At 49.3% G+C, this 25,466-nt stretch carries 19 protein-coding genes and 2 riboswitches; of the genes, 15 read left to right on the top strand and 4 right to left on the bottom strand.

All coding sequences use genetic code 11. The features are described from left to right. Positions 1-2: 2 nt before the first annotated feature. Both K6T23_RS06935 and K6T23_RS06940 read right to left on the bottom strand, forming a co-directional pair. Positions 3-1,094, bottom strand: a complete 1,092-nt coding sequence (locus tag K6T23_RS06935) for a DUF871 domain-containing protein (RefSeq protein WP_238284032.1) — start codon at positions 1,092-1,094, stop codon at positions 3-5. A gap of 13 nt (positions 1,095-1,107) precedes the next feature. After that, positions 1,108-1,434 carry a PTS lactose/cellobiose transporter subunit IIA gene (locus K6T23_RS06940; protein ID WP_079515323.1) on the bottom strand — a complete coding sequence of 109 codons (327 nt, stop codon included), beginning with the start codon at positions 1,432-1,434 and terminating at the stop codon, positions 1,108-1,110. Between the two features lie 161 nt (positions 1,435-1,595). On the opposite strand from K6T23_RS06940, the gene K6T23_RS06945 reads away from it, so the two are divergent. The 6 genes from K6T23_RS06945 (at position 1,596) to metE (ending at position 8,751) form a co-directional block, all read left to right on the top strand. Beyond that, a complete protein-coding gene (locus tag K6T23_RS06945; RefSeq protein WP_056534518.1) occupies positions 1,596-2,462 on the top strand; it encodes a MurR/RpiR family transcriptional regulator in 867 nt (288 codons plus the stop codon). Beyond that, the gene (locus K6T23_RS06950; protein WP_048005030.1) at positions 2,462-2,767 is read left to right on the top strand and encodes a PTS sugar transporter subunit IIB; all 306 of its coding nucleotides are present in this window, start codon (positions 2,462-2,464) and stop codon (positions 2,765-2,767) included. The genes K6T23_RS06945 and K6T23_RS06950 overlap by 1 nt, the downstream gene beginning before the upstream one ends. 25 nt (positions 2,768-2,792) lie before the next feature. Then, positions 2,793-4,070: a PTS sugar transporter subunit IIC gene (locus tag K6T23_RS06955; protein ID WP_056534520.1), complete on the top strand. Its 1,278-nt coding sequence runs from the start codon at positions 2,793-2,795 to the stop codon at positions 4,068-4,070. A 122-nt stretch (positions 4,071-4,192) separates the two neighbouring features. Further along, positions 4,193-4,486, top strand: a complete 294-nt coding sequence (locus K6T23_RS06960) for a hypothetical protein (protein ID WP_159129487.1) — start codon at positions 4,193-4,195, stop codon at positions 4,484-4,486. Between the two features lie 6 nt (positions 4,487-4,492). After that, on the top strand, positions 4,493-5,830 hold the full coding sequence (locus K6T23_RS06965) for a 6-phospho-beta-glucosidase (protein ID WP_273546611.1): 1,338 nt from the start codon (positions 4,493-4,495) through the stop codon (positions 5,828-5,830). 153 nt (positions 5,831-5,983) lie between these two features. Beyond that, a riboswitch (SAM riboswitch) is annotated at positions 5,984-6,092 on the top strand. 61 nt (positions 6,093-6,153) lie between these two features. After that, positions 6,154-6,338, top strand: a riboswitch (cobalamin riboswitch). 139 nt (positions 6,339-6,477) lie between these two features. Continuing rightward, complete coding sequence (gene metE / locus K6T23_RS06970) at positions 6,478-8,751, top strand: 5-methyltetrahydropteroyltriglutamate--homocysteine S-methyltransferase (RefSeq protein WP_238284034.1); 2,274 nt, start codon at positions 6,478-6,480, stop codon at positions 8,749-8,751. Positions 8,752-8,814: 63 nt separating this feature from the next. On the opposite strand, the gene K6T23_RS06975 is transcribed toward metE, so the two are convergent. Continuing rightward, complete coding sequence (locus K6T23_RS06975) at positions 8,815-10,350, bottom strand: glycoside hydrolase family 10-like protein (RefSeq protein ID WP_238284035.1); 1,536 nt, start codon at positions 10,348-10,350, stop codon at positions 8,815-8,817. Between the two features lie 644 nt (positions 10,351-10,994). Between K6T23_RS06975 and gltB the strand changes: the two genes are divergently transcribed. From gltB to K6T23_RS07010, 7 genes are all read left to right on the top strand, one after another. Then, positions 10,995-15,596, top strand: coding sequence for a glutamate synthase large subunit (gene gltB, locus K6T23_RS06980; protein ID WP_238284036.1), 4,602 nt, complete (start codon positions 10,995-10,997; stop codon positions 15,594-15,596). Positions 15,597-15,612: 16 nt separating this feature from the next. After that, positions 15,613-17,100 carry a glutamate synthase subunit beta gene (locus K6T23_RS06985; protein ID WP_053428047.1) on the top strand — a complete coding sequence of 496 codons (1,488 nt, stop codon included), beginning with the start codon at positions 15,613-15,615 and terminating at the stop codon, positions 17,098-17,100. 259 nt (positions 17,101-17,359) lie between these two features. Next, positions 17,360-18,814 carry an N-acetylglucosamine-specific PTS transporter subunit IIBC gene (gene nagE, locus K6T23_RS06990; RefSeq protein ID WP_053428046.1) on the top strand — a complete coding sequence of 485 codons (1,455 nt, stop codon included), beginning with the start codon at positions 17,360-17,362 and terminating at the stop codon, positions 18,812-18,814. 145 nt (positions 18,815-18,959) lie between these two features. Beyond that, positions 18,960-19,667: a DUF2161 domain-containing phosphodiesterase gene (locus K6T23_RS06995; RefSeq protein ID WP_056534533.1), complete on the top strand. Its 708-nt coding sequence runs from the start codon at positions 18,960-18,962 to the stop codon at positions 19,665-19,667. A gap of 84 nt (positions 19,668-19,751) precedes the next feature. After that, positions 19,752-21,602: a terpene cyclase/mutase family protein gene (locus K6T23_RS07000; protein ID WP_238284037.1), complete on the top strand. Its 1,851-nt coding sequence runs from the start codon at positions 19,752-19,754 to the stop codon at positions 21,600-21,602. Between the two features lie 69 nt (positions 21,603-21,671). Next, entirely contained in the window at positions 21,672-22,448 is a 777-nt protein-coding gene (locus tag K6T23_RS07005; protein ID WP_238284038.1) for an arylamine N-acetyltransferase family protein, read from the top strand. A gap of 51 nt (positions 22,449-22,499) precedes the next feature. Then, positions 22,500-22,775 carry a hypothetical protein gene (locus K6T23_RS07010; RefSeq protein WP_238284039.1) on the top strand — a complete coding sequence of 92 codons (276 nt, stop codon included), beginning with the start codon at positions 22,500-22,502 and terminating at the stop codon, positions 22,773-22,775. A gap of 35 nt (positions 22,776-22,810) precedes the next feature. On the opposite strand, the gene K6T23_RS07015 is transcribed toward K6T23_RS07010, so the two are convergent. Then, positions 22,811-23,407 (bottom strand): hypothetical protein, encoded by a 597-nt coding sequence (locus tag K6T23_RS07015; protein ID WP_238284040.1) that lies wholly within the window; start codon positions 23,405-23,407, stop codon positions 22,811-22,813. 113 nt (positions 23,408-23,520) lie between these two features. Here K6T23_RS07015 and K6T23_RS07020 point away from each other — a divergent pair, with 113 nt between their 5' ends. Both K6T23_RS07020 and K6T23_RS07025 read left to right on the top strand, forming a co-directional pair. Beyond that, positions 23,521-24,399, top strand: coding sequence for an ABC transporter permease subunit (locus K6T23_RS07020; protein ID WP_162244108.1), 879 nt, complete (start codon positions 23,521-23,523; stop codon positions 24,397-24,399). Continuing rightward, positions 24,396-25,406, top strand: coding sequence for an ABC transporter permease subunit (locus K6T23_RS07025; protein ID WP_238284041.1), 1,011 nt, complete (start codon positions 24,396-24,398; stop codon positions 25,404-25,406). The genes K6T23_RS07020 and K6T23_RS07025 overlap by 4 nt, the downstream gene beginning before the upstream one ends. The last annotated feature ends 60 nt before the right edge of the window (positions 25,407-25,466 follow it).

The raw sequence follows: 25,466 nt of genomic DNA on the forward strand, positions 1-25,466 counted from the left end.
TCTCAGCCTCTTTTTTCGAAGGCGAATTTGCCCCATGGTTGCAGATAATCGAGGAGGACGATCTCTTCTTCGCGGATCCGGGCGACCACATTGGTCTTACCGGAATTTTTCATATCTTTCAAGGCGATTTGAAGCTCCCCGGCATATTGGGCGTACAGGTCATTCTCAATGATGATATCCCCCCGTCTGATATCACGGGTGTTATGGGGAGCGAACTCCCTGCCGCGGTACTTCACCCGGCTCTGGGTGGAGCGGATCATATAATCCGACACGTCCCCGCGGTAGAAGTGAGGCTCTTGGAACAAAATCGTTTCTTCAAGTTCCGTAGTAGTATCCACCACATCCACAGAGAACGTGATTTTTTGAAGATTAAGAGAACTCAGGAGCTTCAATTCCCGTTCGGAGGCATATGCGTTACTGATGATTACATCATCGATCAGCCCCGTTGCGAAAAGGTGTTTTGCCTGGACGTCGATTGGAAGGTCCCGATGCATTTCAAGGGTGGGAAGCCCTTCGACTACCGGCCAGGGGCCGAATGTAGCATCTTCCGAAGAGACGAAGGCCGCAGTCCTCATCCCGAGATCCTTGAACTTTTGGCTGCACTCGACGAAGAACGGATAAGACAACCCGGAGTAGCGGTGAGGATAAAAGTTATGACAGCCGAGGAGGGCATCCTTATTAGGCTGATACGTCATGATGTTGTCGATGTATTTTGTGGCATTGCTCATATTGAGCTCAATCTTCAGGTCATACGGATTGAAAGACATCATGGATTCTTCCTGACCGGTATACCCCATATCGAGACGGATGCCGTGGGCTCCGAGGTCGGCAAAGAATGAGAGATCATCATAAGAGATGTTCAGCTCCTTGAAGATGCGCGGTGAGATATCTGCAATGACTTCCATGCCGAGCTCTTTTGCATATGAAATGGTTTCCTTGAAGTTTGCCAGGATCGTGTCTTTTTCACCATCTACTGATAGAAGACAGGTGAATACTCGTTTGAATCCATAGGAAGAAGCCAGTTCAAGATACGATTTGTCATCTTCCACCTTTGAACGATTGGGATAAATCGATACTCCGAGACGTTTGCTCATCTATTCTTCCTCCTTATCGGGTTTCTAATTGATGGATGCGTTTCAACATAGGGATCATCTGCTCGATGAGCGTGATCTCACTGATGGATGTCATGAGGTGGTCCTGGGCATGGATCATGAGAAGGGACTTTTCGAAGCTGTCCCCGTTCAGCTCCGCTTGAATAAGAGATGTTTGGGTGTTATGGGCTTTGTTCAGCTCCACATGTGCATCTTTCAAGAGCTGATCGGCTTCCTCAAATTTTCCCTCATGCGCCTTGGAAAGTCCTTCATAGGCGATGGCTTTTGCATTTCCTCCATTTGAAATGATTTCAAAGATTTCTACTTCCACGTTTTTGGTCATCTTCCTATTCCTCCTAGTACTCTTATAGAACGGCTTTCTACCACTTGGTAAAATAAAAGTTTAGAAATTTCAAAAATATATTGAAATTTAATTTCATTATCGCATATAATCATAGTAAATTGAAAGCCTTTACAGCACAACTCATTTTTTTGGAGGTGACCATGACAGAGTTTCACGTTTTAAAACACATCAAGAGCCAGATGGAAGCATTCACTCCTTCTGAGCACGCAGTAGCGGAATATGTACTGGAATATCCGGATAAAGTGATGGAAATGACCACAAAGCAACTAGCTTCATCCTGCGGGAGCAGCGAGGCGGCGATCATCCGTTTTTGTAAACGGATCGGCATCAACTCCTTCAGCGGGTTGAAGATCGAACTTGCCAAAACCTCATGGATCGAGGAACCGGAAAATCCCGAAGTGAACACACTTTTACACTTTGAGGACAGTCTGGAAACAGTATTCAGTAAAGTGACGATGAATACGTACCAGGCCATCAAGAACACGGAGAAACTGTTCTCGGTGGAGGAGCTCGAGCGTGCGGTGGAAGCACTGCACCACGCCGATCGCGTCTATCTATACGGAGTCGGAGGTTCTGCTGTCGTGGCGGAGGACTTCACCCAGAAGATCCTCAGGCTCAATTATCTGGCCTTCCAGGCGGGGGATATCCACGTCCAGATGATGATGGCAGCGAATATGACGAAGAACGATGTCCTGTTCGTCGTTTCAACATCCGGTCAGACGAAGGAAATCCTGAGGCTCATGACCGTGGCACAGGAAAAAGGGGCGAAAATCATCCTCCTTACCCAGCACGGGAAGTCTCAGGCGAGAAAGCTTGCCGATATCGTCCTGACGATCTCGGAAGAGGAGAACAATATTAGGATCGGTACGATGACGGCACGCATTGCGCAGCTCGTCATCATAGACGCCCTGTTTGTTGCATTATGTATGAAGAAAGGACATGGCGTCTTCGAACAAATCGTCGAGACCCATAATATCGTCCAACGAATGAAAAAGGAGGAAGATTGATGAAAGTATTATTTGTATGTGCAGGTGGGATGTCCAGTTCCATCGTCGTCAATGCATTGAAGAAAGAAGGGGCGAAAGAAGGGCTTGAAATGGACGTCCTGGCAATCGGGACGGGGGAAGTGGCCGATGAGATATCCAAGGGATGGGATGTCTGCATGGTAGCACCGCAGATCAGGCACCGCTTCGATCAGGTGAAGAAAGCGGCTGACGGGGCAAACGTACCATGTGGGCCGATCCCGCCACAGGCGTACTCACCGCTCGGTGGGGCCACATTATTGAAAACCGTCAAAGAATTGACGAACTAAAGGGGAAGAACAAGGGGGTAGGAACATGCAAAAGTTTGTAAATTTCCTGGAGAATAATTTATCCGGGCCAATGGCGAGACTTTCGGAACAAAGGCATTTGCAGGCGATCCGGGATGGGGTCATTTCTGCACTGCCGTTCATTATCGTAGGATCATTCTTTTTGATTGTGGCGTTCCCACCGCTGCCTGATGCAGGGGTATTCGGTGACATCAAGCAGTGGGCTGCAGATAATATTGTGGAAATCCTGATTCCATACCGTGTCACCATGTTCATCATGTCGCTCTATATAGCCTTCGGGATAGGATACAATCTATCGAAAAGCTATGGCCTCGATCCTCTTTCAGGCGCTCAGATGTCCGTAGCTGCACTTCTCTTAACTATTACACCTCAGGCAGTTGACGGCGCATGGATGCTTCCAATGACAAACCTCGGGGGACATGGATTATTCGTTGCCATGGTCGTCTCGATACTCGCTGTGGAGATACTCAGGTTCTGTAAAAAGAGAAATATTACAATCAAAATGCCAGAACAGGTACCACCATCCGTGGCACGAAGTTTTGAAGCACTGATTCCTGTTGCCTTCGTCATCTTGGGTGTATCGGCCATAACCGTTTGGGCAGGTCTTGATCTTCACCATTTGATCGGTGTGGCAGTCGCTCCTCTTGTAACGGCAGGGGACAGCATTTTTGGGGTATTGATTCCTGTTTTCTTAATTACATTCTTCTGGTCATTCGGAATTCACGGAGTATCAGTAGTAGGAACCGTTGCTCGTCCATTATGGGAAGTGTTCCTAGTGAACAATGCTGACGCTGTTGCAAACGGTCAGGTTATTCCGCATATCGCTCCGGAAACCTTCTACCAATGGTTCATCTGGATCGGTGGATCAGGAGCTACACTTGGGCTCGCTCTTGCTATGGTATTCTTCTCCCGTTCCAAGTATTTGAAAGCATTGGGTCGTACCAGTATCGTACCTGTTACGTTTAATATCAATGAACCGATCATCTTCGGGGCACCGATCGTCCTGAATCCAGTCTTGATCATTCCGTTTGTCATCACACCACTTATTACGGCAACCATTGCTTATGTAGCAACAGCTACAGGCATGATTTCGCCGACCTATATCATGCCGCCGTGGACCCTACCGGCACCAATCGGCGCATTCCTGGCAACAGGAGGAGATTGGCGGGCTGTCGTCATGGTCTTCATCAACATCGCTATTTCGTTCGCTATCTACTTCCCGTTCTTCAAGATGTATGATAGAAAAATGGTGCAAGTAGAAGAAAACGACCAACAAGCCGCTTGATCAATGTGGAAACTGGTCGATTACACCCCGTATAAACAGCAATATATGTAAGGAAGTGAACAGTGAAGCGGGAATCCATGGATCCCGCTTCTTCACTATGTACCCTAAGGAGAGTGAAGGAAATGACTGAGACTGTCATCCCCAGGAGGATTGGATTCAAAAGTGTATTCATTTTATTAATGACCGTATCCATCGGCTTATTATTATTGTCAAAGCCTTTAATAAGTGCAGGTTTGCCAAAGGAGTGGAGCATTTTTTTGGCAACGGGAATTTCGACTTCTCTAGGGTTGAGCCTCGTATTACTCAAGATTGAAGGGCCTGTAGAGGATCCTTCTATTAAGAAGAAGCGTTTATGGCTTGGTGTCGTCGTTAGTTTTGCCATCAGTTTTGTGCTGGCATTTGCAGTGAAAGGATAAGGAGGTATGAGCATGAATAAAGGCTTAAAAATCGTGACCATAGGCGGTGGCTCAAGCTACACGCCGGAGTTTGTGGAAGGCTTGATCAATCGATATGATGAGCTGCCTGTACGAGAGCTGTGGCTTGTGGATATCCCTGCTGGAAAAGATAAACTCGAAATTGTCGGGAGTCTTGCGCGGAGGATGGTGTCTAAGGCCGGTGTTCCCATGACCATTCACCTGGCTTTGGACAGGGAGGAAGCACTGAAGGATGCGGATTTTGTTACAACCCAGATGCGGGTCGGTCAGCTGAAGGCAAGGATCCAGGATGAAAGGCTGCCGATCAAGTACGGCATGATCGGGCAGGAAACGAACGGGGCAGGTGGACTATTCAAAGGCCTCCGCACGATTCCGGTTCTTCTTGAGATTGCAGAGGATATGCAGCGTCTTTGCCCTGATGCATGGCTGATCAATTTCACCAACCCGGCTGGGATGGTGACGGAGGCGTTGCTCCGATACAGCAAGCATTCCAAAGTCGTGGGCGTATGCAACCTGCCGATCAATACGAAGATGACCATTGCCAGGCTCCTTGGAGTAGAGGTCGCTTCCGTCGATATCCGGTTTGCCGGCTTGAATCATATGGTGTACGGACTGGATGTCACCGTCGATGGGGTGTCCGCTCTTGATGAGGTACTGGAACTGATGGGTGATGAGGATAAGCAGCTCAGCATGAAAAATATCGCCCCACTGCCATGGGATCCTGGCTTCTTGAAGGCTCTCGGAGTCATACCTTGTCCGTACCACCGGTATTTTTACAAAACCAGTGAGATCCTGGAGAAGCAACTGGAGGAATTCAAAACGGGGACAACCCGTGCCGAGGTCGTCCAACGATTGGAAGATGAATTGTTCGAGCTGTATAAAAACGAAGACCTTGATGTGAAGCCCCCGCAGCTTCAGGAGCGCGGAGGAGCCTACTACAGCGATGCCGCCTGCAATGTGATTTCTTCGATCTTCAATGATAAAGGGGATGTACAGACCCTGAACATCAGAAATGATGGCAGTATCACGGGCATCCCTGATGAGTCCGCCGTGGAAGTGAACTGTATCGTGACCAAAGAAGGGCCGAAACCGATCCATATCGGTGAACTGCCTGTAGCCGTCAGTGGACTTGTTCAACAAATCAAATCCTTTGAGCGGACCGCGGCAGAAGCAGCCGTGTCAGGCTCCTACGAAAAAGCCCTTCTGGCCATGGCGATCAATCCACTGGTCACAAGTGATTCAAGAGCGAAACCATTATTGGATGAACTGCTGGACGTCCACCGCGAATTTCTTCCTGCGTTCCATGCAAAGTCGACCCTCCTCTGAAGTGCCAGAGGGGGCATTTTTTATGGCAACGAGTTTAGCTGGAGTGACCCCTACGGCAAGTAGGACCTTCGGACGAATGTTAGAAATATTTTGACAAAGCAAAAGCTGGCATGCTAGTATTACCCTATTCAACGGACAAATATATGATCGATACTCTTATGAAGAGCGGTGGAGGGACTGGCCCTGTGAAACCCGGCAACCATTCAACACTTGTTGAAAAGGTGCTAATTCCTGCAAAGCGTCATGCTTTGGAAAATAAGAGAGGACATCCCTTTACCGGGCCTCTCTATCGTGGAGAGGCTTTTTTCGTTGAGGTGAGAACTGAATAGGAAGATGCGACAGGTGCCGTGTGGAAGCATGGCTGAAAAGGGAAACCGGTGAAAGTCCGGTACGGTCCCGCCACTGTAAGGGGAAGCAACTTATCACATCCACTGTTTCTAGAGGGAATGGGAAGGGATAAGGCGTGATGAACCTGAGTCAGGAGACCTGCCTGTTGTGTGCACTTAAGCTCTACGGGTCATAGAGGGGAGTGAGGTACGCGTGTTGACATCATAGGAATGTCGACGTTTATTCATTACGCGCAAAATCTCCCTTTCTCTGAAAGGGAGATTTTTTTATTGGAGAAAAAATGAGAAGGAGTGAGCAATATGGTTAAAAGTTCAAATCTAGGTTACCCGAGGATCGGTGAAAAACGAGAGTGGAAGAAAGCACTGGAGCAATTTTGGGAAGGAAAGCTAAAGGAAGAAGAATTTGTGGAGAAGACAGATGAGATCCGCCTTCGTCATCTTAAAAAGCAGTCGGATGCAGGGATCGACCTGATTCCTGTCGGGGACTTCAGCCTGTATGATCATGTATTGGATACGGCCGCCATGTTCGGGGTGGTCCCGAAGCGGTTCGGTCATGGGGGAGGGAAGGTCTCTCTGCAAACGTATTACGGTATGGCAAGGGGAACGGGGGATGCGGTGGCATCCACGATGACGAAATGGTTCAACACGAATTACCATTACATCGTTCCAGAACTTGAAGGGGCTACGCCTTCTTTGGCTGATAATCGCCCGCTCCGCTACTTCAAGGAAGCGAAGGAGCAGCTTGGCATCATTGGAAAGCCGGTGCTCATAGGTCCGGTTACGTTTGTAAAGTTGTCCAAAGGTTATGCCCCCGAAGAGTTTGATAGCGTGGTCGATTGGTTCGTCCCGCTGTATGCATCCATTCTAAAGGAGCTTGAAGAGGCTGGCGCCGAATGGGTTCAGATTGATGAACCCGTACTTTGTACCGACCTCACAGAGGATGAGTGGACGGTCCTTGAGCAGGTCTATGACACGTTGATCAAGGCAGCACCTGGAATCAAGGTCATTCTTCAAACCTACTTTGATCGCGTCAGTCGCTATGAGAGGGTGGTCAGGCTTCCGGTACATGGGATCGGATTGGATTTTGTACACGATGGTGGAGGTAATCGTCAGGCACTGAACACCCATGGATTCCCTGAAGATAAGGTCTTGGCTGCTGGAATCATTGATGGAAGGAATATTTGGAGGGCAGATCTTGATCGGACTCTCTCCTCGCTTAAGCAATTGGAGGGCATTGTTTCAAAGGATCGGTTAATCATTCAGCCGTCATCGAGCCTGCTCCATGTGCCCGTCACGGTCAAAGTAGAGGAAGGGCTGAGGAAACACCTCAAACGCACACTTTCTTTTGCAGATGAAAAGCTGCAGGAAATCGTTACGGTTACGGAGGCTGTCAAGGAAGGGCGTCCTTCTATCTCAAATGAGCTGAAGGAAAGCTCTGACTGTCTCGACAATATCGAACAATCCCGGACACTCAGAGAGAGTGAACAACTGGTCGAAAATGAAGTCCTTCAACGTGCTCCATTCTCTGAAAGGCGGGTCGTTCAGGAATCAGAGCTGGGTCTGCCCCTCTTCCCTACCACTACGATTGGAAGCTTTCCTCAGACTAAAGAGGTGCGGAAAGAACGGCTTAAGTGGAGGAGGGGGGACGTAAGTGATCAGGACTACCGGACGTTCATCCAGGAAGAGATTGAGAAGTGGATCGACATCCAGGAAAAAATCGGTTTGGACGTACTGGTGCACGGAGAATTTGAACGGACGGATATGGTGGAATACTTCGGTGAAAAGCTTGGGGGATTTGCCTTCACAAAGAATGGCTGGGTGCAGTCCTACGGATCGCGCTGTGTGAAACCTCCGATCATTCACGGGGACGTCAGCTTCCAAGAACCGATGACAGTGGATGAAACGGTCTTTGCGCAATCACTGACTGAAAAACCTGTGAAGGGCATGCTGACTGGTCCGATCACGATCATGAACTGGTCATTTGTCCGGACAGACATTCCGCGTTATGATGTGGCCAATCAGATTGCCCTGGCCTTGAGAAAAGAAGTCGAAGCCCTCGAGGAGAATGGAATCCGCATGATCCAAGTCGATGAACCGGCCCTCAGGGAGGGGATGCCCCTGCAGAAAGAAAAGAGGGCAGGCTACCTAGATGCTGCCGTCCACGCTTTCAAACTTGCGACGTCATCTGTGAAAAGCAGTACGCAAATCCACACCCATATGTGCTATTCGGAGTTTGGGGAAATCATCGAGAGTATCAAAGCGCTCGATGCGGACGTCATATCGATCGAAACGTCAAGGAGTCATGGGAATCTCATTCATTCCTTTGAGGAAAACACCTATAGTCAAGGTATCGGTCTCGGCGTCTATGACATACACAGCCCAAGGGTTCCGACGCTCGAGGAGATGACTCGGAACATTGAACGGGCCATTCGCGTCCTCGATCCGCAACTGTTCTGGATCAATCCTGACTGTGGTTTGAAAACACGCGGACCGAACGAAACCATCGAAGCACTCGTCGTGATGGTGGAGGCAGCGAAGAAGATGAGGGAAACCGTTCTGGCAGCTCAACAGTGAACGAACATAAAAAGTGCGGACAGCACCCGTCTGAGGACGGGGCTGTCCGCACTTTGCTTTGACCTAATGTTTAACACGTACCGTTTTGGCGTCGCGGCTTTCAAGACCGGTATCGGATACAGATGTAACTCCATACGTGTAGAGTCCCTTACCAGGAGGAACGTCTGTATAGGAATCTTCATCTGCATAGACGACATCGATGATATTGGCAGGATCATTATAATCGCCTTCACGAGGACCGTCAAACCGGTAGATGACAAACTTTCTTGCAGTGTGTTTCTTATCTTCAATCTCAAGTTTGACACTGCCATGTTTGGATTTCCCTTTTACTTTGGTCGGTTTTTTCGGCAGTTCCCTGTTATTCCAAGGAGTGGGCGGCGTCAAGGCTGTTTCTGTATAGATTTCTTCCTTCAGGATATCCGCATATCCCAGGCGATTGTTATAGAGCTGCTGAAGGGAGAAATGCATCTGTCCTTTTGCCGTGCCGTTTTCACGGTTATCCAGGATCTGTTCCGGTAGTTCATACGGGTCGTACCACTGCTGATCGAAGTTGTCACCAACCTTGTAGTCAGCCGTCCCGATATAGAGATGAACGGGGTGCTCATAGGCGTACTCAGTCACTTCATTGCTCCACCAATCGAGGAGGATGGAATAGTTTGCAGCGGCAAAGTCCCGGGACCAGTAGATTTGCGGAGTGATGTAGTCGATGCTGCCGTCTTTGATCCACTGACGCGTATCGGCGTAAAGATCATCGTAATTCGTCTGGCCTGCCGTCGTATCACTTCCAGTTGGATCTTTGGCGATATTCCTCCAGACGCCAAATGGAGAGATACCGAACTGCACCCATTCCTTCATATCCTTGATGGAAGTGTTGATATCTTTGACGAGGACATCGACATTATTCCTGCGCCAGTCTTCGATCGAATCAAAGTCCTTGCCGTATTTCTCGTATGTAGCTTGATCAGGGAAGTCTTGTCCGGCAATTTTATACGGATAGAAATAATCATCCATGTGTACAGCTTCAATATCATAATTGGCTACAAGCTCTTCCACGGTCTCGATGAGGTATTCCTGTACCTCCGGTAGCCCTGGATCTAGGTAGTATTGGCTTCCGTACTTCAGCACCCAGTCAGGGTGAAGCTTTGCCACATTGCCAGGATCAAGGTCGTTAAGCGTCATGCCCGGCATGGTGACACGGTAGGGATTCACCCATGCATGGAGCTCGATTCCCCGTTTGTGGGCTTCTTCAAGCATGATGCCGAGGGGGTCATATCCAGGGTCGGTTCCTTGAGCTTTACCGGTGATGTATTTCGACCATGGGGCAAGATCTGAGGAGTAGAGGGCATCGACGGTCGGTTTCACCTGATAGATGACCGTATTGAAGTTTCTTTCTTTAAGATCATCCAGAGTCGTTTGAACCCATGACGTGTAGGCGGCTTTGTCCATCCCTGCCTTCATGTCGATATTCTGAACAGTGGCAATCCATGCGGCACGCATCTCATGCTTTGGCTGTGCCGATGCAGAAGCTTGTCCGGCCCACATAGGGGCAAGCAGGACCAGAAGCAGGATCACGACAACGGACTTTTTTGCTTTCTTCATTGAACTCCTCCCTTTCTTGTCTCGAATAGTAAACGCTTTCAAAATACTCGGTGAAATAACACTTCACTAATAACTAATAATTCTGTGAAATAATATTTCTAACTTCATTATAGAGGCGCGTAGTTCTGTGGTATATAGTTCCATTAGAGTGAATGGATGCTAGTGAATGCTAGTCGTTTTGTACTACGGTTTAATCTTTAGAAGTTATGGGTAAATAACGTTGATATCCACGTACCTTGGCACGGCCGTGTCCTCCGCTGAGATGCCCATTCTCATCATTCTTCCGAAATCATCCTTGAAGATCGACCTGGAATCACCTTGTAAAACAGTCTGACAAAAAATTTTTTTTAAAGATATTTTTGTATGAAAATTCATCTGTGGACGCGCTTTTTCAGAATGAAAATGTAAACGATTACTTTATTGTCAAATCAAGGTTTTAAAGATTCTGAAAATTAGAGGAAATCCATAGAGTCCGGCATATTGTACATGCCTGTTTTTCCAACTATTTTGGTATAAATAGAGGTGGTTTTAATGACTAAATTTTTCGTTTTTTCTAAATTTCATGATATACTAACGAAAATCAACTAAATGCATCAGGTGGTATTTATTCAATTTTTATACACGTGAGTAGAGGAGGACATTGAATGAAAACGAATCTTCCGGCGGCACAAGGATTATATAACCCCCTTCATGAGCATGAAGCATGCGGGATCGGGATGATTGCCAACATTGATGGAAGCAAATCACATAGTATCGTGCAAAATGCGATCAATATTCTCTGTAACCTAGAGCACCGCGGAGGACAGTCCGCTGATACCAGTACCGGCGATGGTGCTGGTATTCTTACTCAAATCCCCCATCATTTCTTCAAGAAGCAGTGCGAGAAAGAGGACATCTTCCTTCCACGTAAAGGAGAATATGGGGTCGGGATGGTCTTCCTCCCTGAACAATATGAAAAGAGAATGAAAAGCAAAGAAATCTTTGAACGCATCATCGAGGAAGAAGGTCAGGAGGTTCTTGGCTGGAGACCGGTGCCATTGAATGATTCCTTCGTGGGGAAAGTCGCATCCAAGTCTAAACCGTTCATCCGTCAGGTTTTCATCGGTGCGTCCGATGATATGGAGACACGCATGGACTTTGAACGCAAGCTATATGTGATCCGTAAACGGATTGAAAATGAGGCAGCCAATGTGGAAGGGCAGGAAGATGTGTATATCTGCAGTCTTTCTTCGACCACCATCGTCTATAAAGGGATGCTGGTGCCTGAGCAGCTGGACTCCTTCTACATCGACCTCAATCATCCTGAATTCAGGTCTGCCCTCGCTCTTGTGCATTCCCGTTTCAGCACGAATACCTTCCCGAGCTGGCAGCGATCGCATCCGAACCGCTATACGATCCACAACGGTGAATTCAATACCCTTCGCGGCAATGTCAATTGGATGAGAGCAAGGGAGAAACTGTGCAAATCCAGTGCATTCAATGACGAAGACCTTAAAAAGATCCTTCCTGTGATCGATGAGACAGGCAGTGATTCCTCCATGTTCGATAACTGCTTCGAATTCCTGCATCTATCGGGACGATCCCTTGCCCACACGGCCATGATGATGGTACCGGAGCCGTGGGAAAATGATGAAACCATCCATCCGAAGAAAAAAGACTTTTATGAATATCACAGCTGTCTCATGGAGCCGTGGGATGGGCCTGCTGCCCTTGTATTCACCGATGGCAAGGAAATCGGTGCATGTCTTGACCGTAACGGCCTGCGTCCAGCCAGATACTATGTGACGAAGAACGGCATGATCGTTCTTGGTTCCGAAGTCGGTGCCCTGGATATCTTCGCTGATGATATTGTTTATAAAGATCGTCTGCAGCCGGGGAAAATGCTATTAGTGGACCTCGAAAAGGGAAGGATCATCCCTGATGAGGAAATCAAGCTGCGTGTTGCCTCCGAGCAGCCTTATCGCCACTGGCTCGATCAGAATAAATTCAATCTGAGGGATCTACCCGATCCTGTAAGGGAGCCGGAAACGATACCAGAAGAAGAGGTAATGGTGCAGCAACAGGCTTTCGGTTACACGACCGAGGAACTCAATAAGCTCATCAAGCCGATGGTGCTTGAAGGGAAAGATCCCGTCGGTTCCATGGGGTATGATTCACCCCTCGCCGTCCTTTCGAAGAAACCGCAGCTTCTTTATAACTACTTTAAACAGCTATTCGCACAGGTGACGAATCCGCCGATCGATGCCATCAGAGAGCAGATCATCACCTCTGTCGGAACGACAATCGGTGCCGAAGGGAATCTTGTTGCACCGACACCCGCTAGCTGTCGCCATATCTATCTTGAGACACCGGTCCTTAACGGGACCGAATTTGAAAAACTGCGTCAGCAGCGTGAAGAGGGCTTCAAAGCTGTCACGCTGTCCATCCTTTTCAAGGTGACGGAAGAAGGAGATCAACTGACTCCTACCCTGGAACGCCTCTTTGAACAAGCAGATCAAGCAGTTGAGGAAGGAACGACCCTCCTCATCCTTTCCGATCGAGGTGTCGAAGAGAAGAAGGCTGCAATTCCTGCACTCTTGGCCGTATCCGCATTGCACCATCATCTCATCCGGAAGGGGACACGTACGAGAGTAAGCCTTCTCCTTGAATCAGGGGAGCCGAGGGAAGTGCATCATTTTGCCACCTTGCTCGGCTATGGTGCCGAAGCGATTTATCCATATCTTGCGTATGAGAGCCTCCATAGCATGATCGGAAACGGTGAAATCAGCGGCAAGACCTTCGACGAAGCTGTCGATAAGTACGTAAAGGCTGCAACGGATGGAGTAGTCAAGGTTCTCTCGAAAATGGGGATATCAACCATTCAGAGCTACAGGGGTGCACAGATCTTTGAAGCCGTAGGAATCCAAAACGACGTCATCGATCGCTATTTCACCCGTACGCCGTCGAGGCTCGGGGGAATCGGGATCGATCTGATCGAGAAGGAAGTCCTCATGCGCCATAACAAGGCCTATGCCGATCGCAAAGACCCGAACAGGACCCTTGAATCAGGGGATGAGTTCCAGTACCGGAACAAGGGAGAGGACCATGCATACAATCCAAGTACAATCCATACGCTGCAACATGCCTGCCGCTCGAATGATTACGAGCTATTCAAAAAGTATTCGCGTATGCTCACTGACGAGAAGCAGCATCTGCAGTCGTTAAGAGGCCTGCTGTCCTTCAAGGACGCGAAATCCATCCCGATTGACGAAGTGGAATCGGTGGAAAGCATTTGCCGCCGCTTCAAGACGGGGGCCATGTCCTTCGGTTCCATCAGTCAGGAAGCCCATGAAGCTTTGGCTATCGCCATGAACCGGATCGGAGGCAGAAGCAACTCCGGTGAAGGCGGGGAACATCCGGAACGCTTCCAGCCAGATGAAAATGGAGACTCCCGCAGAAGCTCCATCAAGCAGGTAGCTTCAGGGAGATTCGGTGTCACCAGTCATTATCTGGTCAACTCAGACGAGATCCAGATCAAGGTTGCCCAAGGGGCGAAGCCGGGAGAAGGAGGTCACCTTCCGGGTAAGAAAGTCTATCCTTGGGTTGCAGAAGTAAGGGGGTCCACCCCTGGAGTGGAGCTTATCTCACCTCCGCCCCATCATGATATTTATTCCATTGAAGACCTTGCCGAGCTCATCTACAATCTGAAGAACGCCAATCCCCGCGCACGCATCAGCGTAAAGCTTGTGTCTGCCGTCGGTGTCGGGACGATTGCTGCCGGGGTAGCCAAAGGAAGGGCCGATGTGGTCCTGATCTCAGGCTATGACGGAGGGACCGGTGCTGCTCCGAGAACGAGCTTGAAGCACACTGGCCTCCCGTGGGAAATCGGTCTTGCAGAAGCCCATCAGACTCTGCTCCTCAATCATCTAAGGGACCGGATCGTCGTGGAAACAGACGGGAAGATGATGACCGGAAGAGATGTGGTCATCGCCTCCTTGCTCGGAGCAGAAGAATATGGATTCTCAACTGCACCCCTTGTGGTCCTTGGATGCGTGATGATGAGAGTATGCCATATGAATACATGTCCGGTAGGGATTGCCACACAAGATCCTGAACTGAGGAAGAAATATATGGGTGACCCTGAACATGTCGAGAATTTCATGCGCTTTGTGGCCCAGGAAGCAAGGGAGATCATGGCCCAGCTCGGATTCAGGACGATCAATGAGATGATCGGAAGGACCGATGTCCTTGAAGCGAATGAAGCCATCGACCACTGGAAAGGAAAGGGAATCGATCTATCCGCCCTTCTTTATCAGCCTGATGTACCTGCTAAAGTGACTCGTTATGCAACGCGCAAACAAGATCATGAATTGACGAAGACCCTGGATTATCAGGAGCTCATCCCACGCTGCCGGAATGCCATCGATAAAGGTGAAAAAGTGGAGTGGACCACAGCCATCCGGAATATTCACCGTGTTACGGGAACGATGCTCGGAAGTGAAATCACGAAGCGCTACGGCACGGAGGGACTTCCGGAAGATACTATCCGCCTGACCTTCAAGGGGTCTGCCGGTCAAAGCTTCGGGGCTTTCATCCCGAAAGGCCTTACGTTGAGACTTGTTGGGGACTCCAATGACTTTGTCGGGAAGGGATTATCCGGAGGTAAAATCATCGTTCATCCTGATCCGACAGCTACGTTCATCCCTGAGCGCAATACCATCGTCGGGAACGTATCCTTTTATGGTGCTTCATCAGGGGAGGCTTACATTTATGGTATCGCGGGAGAACGTTTCTGTGTCCGTAACAGCGGTGCCGACGTGGTGGTCGAAGGAGTCGGAGATCACGGATGTGAATACATGACTGGTGGAAAGGTTGTTGTTCTGGGTATGACGGGACGGAACTTTGCTGCCGGAATGTCCGGAGGCGTCGCGTATGTACTGGATGACGATGGAACGTTCCGAAGCCGCTGCAATCAGGAGCTTGTCCATGTGCAACCGCTATTTGATCCCGAAGAATCGAAAGAATTGTATGAAATGATCGAGCGATATGTCTCGTATACCAATAGTGATAATGGCCGGAAGATCCTTGCAAACTGGGAATCCTATCTATCGAAATTCGTGCGGGTGATCCCGAAATCCTATCTGAAAATGAAAGAACGGATCAGTGAATTCGAAAGCAAGGGCCTTGAGAAATTCGATGCAGAGATGGCCGCATTTGAAGAAGGAACGAAGGAAGAGAAAAAGAAAGTGCTAGAAACAGCGAAGTAGAAAAGGAGGGGGACTCATGGGAAAAGCGACTGGCTTTATGGAATACAGCAGGCAAACATTAAAGGAAAGGCATCCTGGTGAAAGGACGAAGGACTGGGACGACTACACACTCCCCCTATCGGAACAGGAAGTCAGGAATCAGGGAGCGCGCTGCATGGACTGCGGCGTTCCCACCTGTCAATCGGGAATGGAGATCAATGGCTCCACTACGGGCTGTCCGGTTTATCACTTGATCCCCGAATGGAATGATCTCGTATACCAGGGGCAATGGAAGGAAGCGCTGAAGAGGGAGCATCAAATGAATAACTTCCCCGAGTTCACAGGGTTTGCATGCCCGGCACCGTGTGAAGGGGCATGTGTCCTCGGCATCAACGAGCCGCCCGTTGCCATCCGAACCGTAGAACGTTCCATCATCGAGAAGGGATTCCAGGAAGGATGGGTGATCCCTGAGCCGCCGGAGCACCGTACGGGCAAACGGGTTGCCGTCGTCGGATCCGGTCCTGCCGGGCTTGCATCGGCTGCGCAGCTGAACAAAGCGGGTCATCTAGTGACCGTATTTGAGAAGCATGACCGCGTGGGTGGTCTTCTCACGTACGGGATCCCTGAAATGAAGCTCCCCTATTCTGTAGTGGAGCGCAGGGTCAAGATCCTTGAGGAAGAAGGGATCGACTTTGTGACCAATACAGAAGTCGGGAAGGACTATACCGTCGAACAGCTGCGTGAAAACTTCGATGCCGTCATCCTGTGCGGAGGAGCTGCAGTCCATCGCGATGTACAGGTGGAAGGACGTGCATTGAAGGGCGTCCATTATGCTATGGAATTCCTTCACTCCAACACGAAGAGCCTGTTGGATTCCAATCACGGCGACGGGGAGTATATCTCTGCCGCAGGCAAGAATGTCATTGTGATCGGAGGCGGGGATACGGGTACAGACTGCCTCGCTACTTCTGTACGACACAACTGCAAGAGCCTCACCCAGTTCGACATTTATGACAAGAAAGGCGCCATGCGTGATGAGGTGGGTAATCCGTGGCCGCAGTATCCTGTGATCCACCGGGTCGAATACGGCCAGAAGGAAGCAGAAGAAACGTTCGGTACCGATCCCCGCGCTTATGCTGTCATGACAAAGAGATTCGTCGGTGACGAGAACGGGCATATTAAAGAAGTCCACACGGTCAATGTGAAGCTTCGGTATGATGAAGAAGGCAACAAAATCCGTGAGGAAATCCCGGGAAGTGAAAAGGCGTGGCCAGCCGACCTTGTTCTTCTCGCTATCGGATTCAGTGGTCCTGAACAGGATCTCATCAAGGCCATGGAACTTGAAACGAATCAAAATTCAACCGTGAAGGCGGAATATGGCGACTACAAGACCAATGTGGAAGGCGTATTTGCCGCCGGTGACATGCGACGTGGCCAAAGCCTGATCGTATGGGCGATCAACGAAGGCAGGGAAGCAGCGAGGGAGTGCGACCGCTACCTGATGGGTGCGACCCAGCTGCCTTAATAAGAGGAAAAGACTCTTCGGAATATGGAATCCGGAGGGTCTTTTTTTGTGGTGAGAGACCAAAAAACATCCATTCCCCTTTCTTCTAAATTGCACAATCTCCGAATATCGTCTACTATAGGATTTTATGTCCTGTTTGTCTCTTTGAAGAGGCAGATGCATGGGCAATTTATCATTATGTTCATTTTCCTATAGAATTGCCCCGGTTTATGAAATTATAATGTGTTGAGCATCTTAAAGAAAAAAGGGGGAAATGTGTATGATGAACTATTTGCAGCGAATCGGTAAATCTCTTATGCTACCGGTTGCAGTCCTTCCTGCGGCTGCCATTCTCATGGGGATCGGGTACTGGATCGATTCTGATGGGTGGGGAGGTAATAATCCGTTTGCCGCCTTCTTGATCAAGGGAGGAGAATCGCTGATCAGTAATATGGGCTTCCTGTTTGCCATCGGGATTGCACTCGGAATGACAAAAGTAAAAGATGGATCGGCGGCTCTCAGCGGCTTGGTGGCCTTCCTGATCATTACCACCCTTTTGTCCCCGGATAGCGTGGCCATGCTTCAGGGTGTCGATGTTGATTCGGTCAATATAGCCTTCGGCAAGATCAACAACCAATTTATCGGGATCCTCTGCGGGATCATAGCGGCATGGAACTTCAACCGCTTCAGTGAAGTGAAGCTTCCTGATGCCTTCGCTTTCTTCAGCGGCAAGCGTCTAGTGCCGATCATGACGGCCGTATCCATGCTGGTGGTTTCCGTCATCATGCTGTTCTTATGGCCGCTGATCTTCTCAGGATTGATTGCTTTCGGGGAGGCCATCAGTTCCCTCAGCTATGTCGGTGCCGGACTCTATGGGTTCTTTAACCGCCTGCTGATCCCGACAGGTCTTCATCACGCGTTGAACGCCGTATTCTGGTTCGATGTCGCGGGAATCAATGATATCGGGAACTTCTGGTCTGGAAAAGGGGATAAAGGCATTACCGGTATGTATATGGCCGGCTTCTTCCCGATCATGATGTTTGGTCTTCCAGCTGCGGCACTTGCCATCTACCACACGGCAAAGCCTGGCAAGAAGAAGCAGATCGGTTCCCTCATGCTTGCGGCTGGTTTTGCATCCTTCTTCACTGGTGTGACAGAGCCCCTTGAGTTCGCCTTCATGTTTGCGGCCCCTGTGCTGTTCCTTGTGCATGCGGTGCTTATGGGCTTATCCCTTGCGGTAGCGGCTTTCTTCCATTGGACGGCCGGATTTGGTTTCTCGGCAGGACTTATCGACTTTTTACTGAGTTCAAGACTGCCGATCGCCAATGCACCTTACATGCTCCTCGTACAGGGAATCGTTTTCGGACTGATCTACTACTTCCTCTTCCGCTTCTTGATTGTGAAGTTCAATCTTAAGACACCTGGAAGGGGAGAAGATGACTTGGAAGAAGCCGTTCAAGAGACGGCTCAGCCTGAGACATCCAAGGAAGATAAGTTCTCTGCCATGGCTACTGAGATCTATGCTGGCCTTGGTGGAGACGAGAATGTGACATCCGTTGATAACTGTGTAACCCGTCTGCGAATCGAAGTGGATAATATGGACGTCGTGGATCAGAACAGGATCAGGCGCACAGGTGTGCCGGGTATCCATGTTGTGGGAGAACACAGCATTCAGGTAATCGTCGGTACATCCGTTCAATTCGTCGCGGATGAAATCCACAAAATCAGAAAATGATTTGCAAACCCCGGATCGTGTAGGATCCGGGGTTTTTTAGTGACGAGAGGTTTTTCATTTGATGAAAATGGTCTATACTTTTCACTAACACTAGATTCATAGAAGAATCTGCAATCAACAGGCAGTGCCTGATAGGAGGATCAATATGAAAGAAGCTGATCTGTATCCACCTATACGCAACCATTTCCATTCCCTGGGCTACCGTGTCAACGGAGAGGTGAAGGATTGTGATGTAACGGCCATGAAAGGAGAAGAGCTGATCATCGTGGAGATGAAGCTTTCCCTTACGGTGGATCTTCTCGTCCAGGCCGCCAAGAGGCTCAGACTGACAGATATGGTATACATAGCCGTCCCGAGACCGAAACGGACGAGATCCAAAAGGTGGAGGGATGCCTGTCACCTGGTGAGAAGGCTGGAGCTAGGCTTGATCACCGTGGCCCCCCATGCCAAGGGGGATAAAATCGAGTTCGTACATCATCCGGCTCCCTTTGACCGGAAGGCAAGCCTTTCATATGGAAAGAAAAAGCGTGCGCAGCTTGTGAGGGAAATCGAAGGAAGGAGCGCGGATTACAATGTGGGGGGAAGCAATAAGCTGAAGATCATGACGGCTTATAAAGAAAGCTGCATTCACATTGCCGTCCTGCTCGATCGCCATGGCCCCCTTTCACCGAAATCTCTCAAAGAACTCGGGACAGGGGATAAAACCCCACTGATCCTTCAGAAGAATTACTATGGATGGTACGACAGGGTCAAAAGAGGAGTATATGAGCTCACGGATAAAGGGAAGAGGGAAATGCTCGACTACCCGGATCTCCTTGAAACGTATAGCACGGAAGAAGGGTCCACGGATTGATGTCCGGGGTCCTTTTTGATTGTTTCTACCACGCCCTACCCTGACATATACATGTGATGAGACCGAGCAAAAGGGGGTGGCACTGTGAAGAAACGGATGAGGTCCAAGTTGGATAGGATGGCAAAACAACTTGAACAGCGTCAAAATCCTGACGGAAGCTGGACGTTTTGTTTTGAAAACAGCCCCATGACCGATGCGTTCATGACCATTCTTCTCTGTAGCCTGGGTCGAAGGGAAGACCAGTGGGTGGATAAACTCGTGGAGCGCCTCCTCTGTCTGCAAACGAGAGAAGGGACGTGGAAACTGTTCAAGGATGAAGAAACAGGAAATCTTTCCTCTACAATCGAGGCGTATGTCGCCCTGCGAATGAGCGGAATAAAAGAAAATGATGAGAGGATCACACGTGCTAAGCGTTTCATCCAGGATAACGGTGGGGTAGGAAAAGCTCACTCCCTTACCCGCTTCATGCTGGCGATACTCGGGGGAATGAAGTGGAAAAGAGTCCTACCAGTCCCCATTGAGTTTGTCCTTATTCCCCCATCCTCACCAGTGGGATTCTGGGACTTTTCAAGCTATGCCAGGGCCCATATGGCTCCGATCCTGTTATTGAAAAGCCGTGGGTACGCACACGGTCCGCAGGGAATCGCAGGGGAAATGAAGTCGATGTACCGCGAAGGGGAGGAGCGCACACCTGACGGGGAGAGGCACTTCCTGAATAAGATCTCCGGTGCTCTTGGGAGCATGGGAGGGCTGTCGCCATCCCTCAAGGAGCGTGCCGAACAGTTCACGAAGAACTATATGCTCGAAAGGATCGAGCCTGACGGGACCTATATGAAATACTTCAGCTCAAGCTTCTTTATGATCTATGCTCTTTTGTCCGTCGGGTATCGCAAGGATGATCCGTTGATCGAGAAATGCGTTGAAGGGTTGAAGGCGATGATCCTCAAAACGGAAAGGGGCTATCATCAACAGAATTCCCCTTCCTCCATATGGGACACTGCGTTATTGTCCTATGCCCTTCAGTCGGCGGGAAGGTCGGCCGGCGATGGACCCATTCGGAAATCCATACAATTCTTGCAGAAACATCAGCAATTCCGCTATGGGGATTGGGGAATGGAGTCTTCTGTAGCTCCCGGGGGCTGGGGATTCACCGCGGGTAATACGATGCACCCGGATGTGGATGATACGTCTGCTGCTTTGAGAGCCCTCACATCAGCCGCAGCCGACCGGCCTGACATGCGGGACTCATGGCAGCGGGGGGTGGATTTCATGGTTGGGATGCAAAATCCAGATGGAGGGTGGCCGGCATTTGAACCGAACAAAACGAATGAGCTCCTCACGCTCTTTCCTATCAACGGAGCAGAAGCAGCGGCCATCGATCCCTCGACCCCCGACCTTACAGGAAGGGCACTTGAGTTCCTAGGCGGATATGCGGGACTGAAGAAGAACCTCAGGGGAATCAAAAAGGGGGTCAATTGGCTGAAGAAAACACAGGAGATCGATGGGTCCTGGTACGGGAGATGGGGCGTCTGTTATATCTATGGGACCTGGGCGGCCGTTACGGGCATGAGGGCTGTCGGTGTGCCGGGGGATGACCGTCATCTCGTGCTTGCCAAACAGTGGCTAGAAAAAATCCAGCACCGCGGCGGCGGATGGGGAGAATCATGTCTCAGCGACCAAGTGAAGCATTATTTGCCCTTATCTAGAGCGACCATATCCCAGACGGCGTGGGCGCTGGATGCCTTGATTTCATTGGAGGAGGAACCGACCCCAGCCATTGATACGGGCATGCAGACCCTGCTTGAACTTCTGGAGGAAAAGGATGATTACCCTACCGGTGCCGGCTTACCGGGGAATCTTTATATCCATTATCACAGCTATCAGTGGATCTGGCCCATGGTGACCATCAGCCATTACCTGAAAAAGTATGGATAAGCATATGTACTGCTAAATGAATGGAATCCTGCCATACTAATAGGAATAACTATGGCAGGAGGGAACAAAATGGATAACGTACAGCAAGACCTAAATCGCAGAATCGGTATGGAAGAGAGCTGGTCACCCGCTTTTGCGGAGATACCGGTCCTCCTCGAGGCATTTGCCAAGGCCGTTCCCTTTGAGAACATGGCCATCATAGAAGATCGTCTCACTCCATTCTCTGAACAATCCTTGAAGGAGAAGATCCTGGTTCGTGGCGAGGGAGGATTGTGCTACGACTTGAACGGTCTCTTATACCTCTATCTCAAGGAGGCGGGCTTCAGTGTCACGCTTGTAAGGGGAGTCGTCTATCATCAGGGGAAAGGGGATTTCCATGATATCGGGCGTACCCATGTCTTGATCCTTCTCGAGCATGGAGGAGAAAGCTGGGTAGTGGACGGAGGGTTCGGGGGGAATATCCCGCTGAAACCGGTCCCTCTCACAGGGGAAGTTGTAACGTCTGCAAACGGAGACTTCAGGATAGCAAAGGAAGATACATCCCATGGGGATTATATTCTTCAGATGAAGCTGTCGTATAGGTCCGACGAGTGGCAGAAAGGGTATGCATTCGACACCACAAAACCTGTAACGGATCTAAATGAACTGGCAGAAGTTCAAAAAACAGTATCTGTCCATCCAGAATCCCCTTTCAACCGGTCCCCTCTGTTGACAAAGCGGACCGATACCGGCAGTGTCACCCTTACAAAGGGGTCGATGACGGAGTGGGAGGACGGGCGCTTGAATAAAAAGGATTTGGACGATGATTCCTTCAATGAATACCGAAAGAAAAGATTCAATGTATGATCCAAGGTCATTCTCGTTTGTGATAGACTGAGGGCAAGGAGGTCATCTATCATGTTCGACATATTGCTTGCGATCCTCTTCATCCCTATTTTCCTCTGGACCGTCAGGGTTGTTATAAGGAAAAGGAAGGCGCATGGAGTGACCGGTATCAAATCGGCCCTCACACCGATCTGTTTTTTATCCGTCGGGGTTTTGAATATCCTCGCCTTATTATTTGACTTCATCGGTTTGATCAGCTGGGGCCTGTCTGTTGCCTTCCTCCTCATCGGCGCCTATTTCACAAAGTATCAGATGCCGGAAGAGGATGAGGCTGAAGGCCATTATTGAAGACGAATCAAAAAAGAGCCCATTGGGCTCTTTTTTTAGTTGGCAGGTGGTTTCATATCGGACGTAAAATGATTTCCGTACCATTCTTCCTCTTCCGAAATAATGGCCGAGAATCGCAAGCCCCTGCTTTCCTCTCCATTGAAAAAGACGGGAGCAGATCCTTCTGTTACTGCCTCTTCTACATCTGATTGAACTGCCTCCGGCTGGTTGTCCGGTATGAGCATCAGATCAACACGATAGCTGCTCTCATTATCAGGTCTTCTCAGCACTGTAAGCTCCATCTCACCGTTGTCACCGATGACGGCTTCTGAGGTCAGGACCGGTTTGGGATCCGGTTCCACCTGGCCCGCTTCAATCTGCTCGAATGAATCTTCCTTTGCATACGGTTTCATCTCTACGTTCAGGACGGTTCCCGGCGGTAGGGAGGTTTGACCCCTTAAGATCACCTTGGGGTTATCCACCTGCATGGTGGCTGCAATCAACTCGGAACGATCGGGTACCTGGGTGTCTTCCGGTGCAGCCGCCATTTCATTCCCTGCGGACGCTTCTTGCACTGTTGGGGTAAAGGTAACCCTGCAGCCTGAAAGGAGCATCACGGCAGTGGTAGCAACAATCAACGTTACGTATTTCATATGTGTCACCCTTATTAGTATATTCAGAATAATATTTACAATTCCATTTCAGTATTGTAACATTGTTTTTAGTTTGATTCTACATAAATATGGAAACGAAAAGGGGAGAAGAGATGAAGAGAGTACTGTATACTCCTCTACACTTTATTTTAGTCATTACTGGTTTGTTTTTATTGAGCGGCCTTGGGGCGCTGCTATCCTACGATACTGAGCTTGTCATCAATTTAGGGGACTACGGGGTCAGACTGAAGGAAATCTTCCATCAGATCCTTCACCCAGCCCAGATTGCCATGCCGTGGGGAGAGGGGAATAAGACATACCCCATCACGACCGTATTTTCCAAAACCTACTTTTATTCGTTTTCCATCTTGATTGCGGCATTTTTCGTGGCTGTGGCATTTGCCATCATCATCAGCTATTCCATCATGATGCTACCGGGCAAGGGCTACCGTTTCACGATGAAAGTCGTGAATGCCATAGATGCCCTTCCCGATGTATTCATCGTGGTCGGTTTCCAGCTTTTCATCATCTGGCTATTCAAGCAGACGGGTCTATTGGTCTTTGAGATTTACGCATTCGGAGAGGAGAAGATCTACTTCCTTCCGATTCTGTGCCTGTCGCTTCTCCCTGTCGTCTTCCTGGTGAAGCAATTCATCTTCCAGTTGAAAGAAGAAGAAAATAAGCCGTACGTCGAATTTTCCTTTGCAAAGGGGTTCAGGAAGTCCTATACGGTATGGAGGCATATCTTCAGGAACGTATGGATCCACTTCTTCCTTCATTTGAAGCCGATTTTCCTGTTGATGCTGTCGAATTTGTTGATCATTGAGATCCTATTCAACATCAACGGCTTCATGATGACCCTTGCAACCGCAGCGATCGCCGTACCGGCAGGCTTTTTTATCGGACTGCTTCTGATCTTCATACCGTTCTTCATTGTATTCCAACTCGGTTCATGGATCTTGAGCCGTTGGCTCGGGGGTGAGCACGCATGAAGCCTTGGATGTTGAAACGACTCGCACTGCCTGTATTGTTCCTGACGGGACTCGTGCTGGCCAGCTTTTTACTTCCTTATATGAATCCGGACTTTGATGAAAAGACTAAGTACTTGCAGAACGATGAGGGCAGGGTAATTGCAGCCCCTCCTTATTCAATCAGTGAGATGCCACCGTTCGGAGGGGATGTGCTTGGAAGGAATCTATTCTATCTATTAGTGGCAGGAGCGAAGTATACATTGTTGGCTGCTGTAGCCATTGCGCTGCTGAGAATGCTCTTCGGCTTCCTCTTTGCCTGCGTGTATGCCTTCCTTCCGTCCTTGATCAATCGGATCCTGAAGGGTGTGACGGAAGCGTTTCAGTATATTCCTCTTGTGATCATCGTCTTCATCCTCCTGATTCCCCTTGAAATTGCCTTCTCGGGGGAGGTGTTGTCATCAAGTAAATACTTTGCCATCCAGATCGCCGTCATAGCCCTAGTGTCGATACCTTCTCTCGGAATCTATCTCGGTGAAGAAATGAAGCTGTTCATGAAGAATGATTTTATCGTTGCATCCAAGACCATGGGAGCCAATCGCTTCCATTTGCTGAGACGTCACCTGTTCCCGCAGTTCATGAGGCATTCCGCTGTGCTATTCTCAGAACAGATTGCAGCAGCCCTGGCGCTGATCATCCAGCTCGGTATCATGCTCATGTGCCTCGGTGGATTGAAGATAGCGGACGTGGGAGTCATGACCCAGGACCTCGTTTATTTCTCCGACACGAATGAGTGGGGGGCGACCATCGCGATCAATATAAAGGAAGTCTTCAACAGAGTCCATATCGTACTTGCACCACTTCTGTTCTTCGCCGTGAGCATCCTCAGCGTCAATTCCATCAGTACAACCTTGAAGAGGGGTCTGGTAGACGGGACCATTCCGTCCATGAAGAAAAAAAGAGCGCGAGATCAAAAGACAGATAGAGTAGAAATCACGAGTGAATCCTTTACTATGGATAGTGGAAAATAATTCATTTAGTCAAATCATGAAACTTTTTGGCAGGTCCTTCCGTAGATAATGGTGTAGGAA

Source organism: Rossellomorea marisflavi, assembly GCF_022170785.1.
In the GTDB taxonomy this organism is placed as follows: Bacteria; Bacillota; Bacilli; order Bacillales; family Bacillaceae_B; genus Rossellomorea; species Rossellomorea marisflavi_B.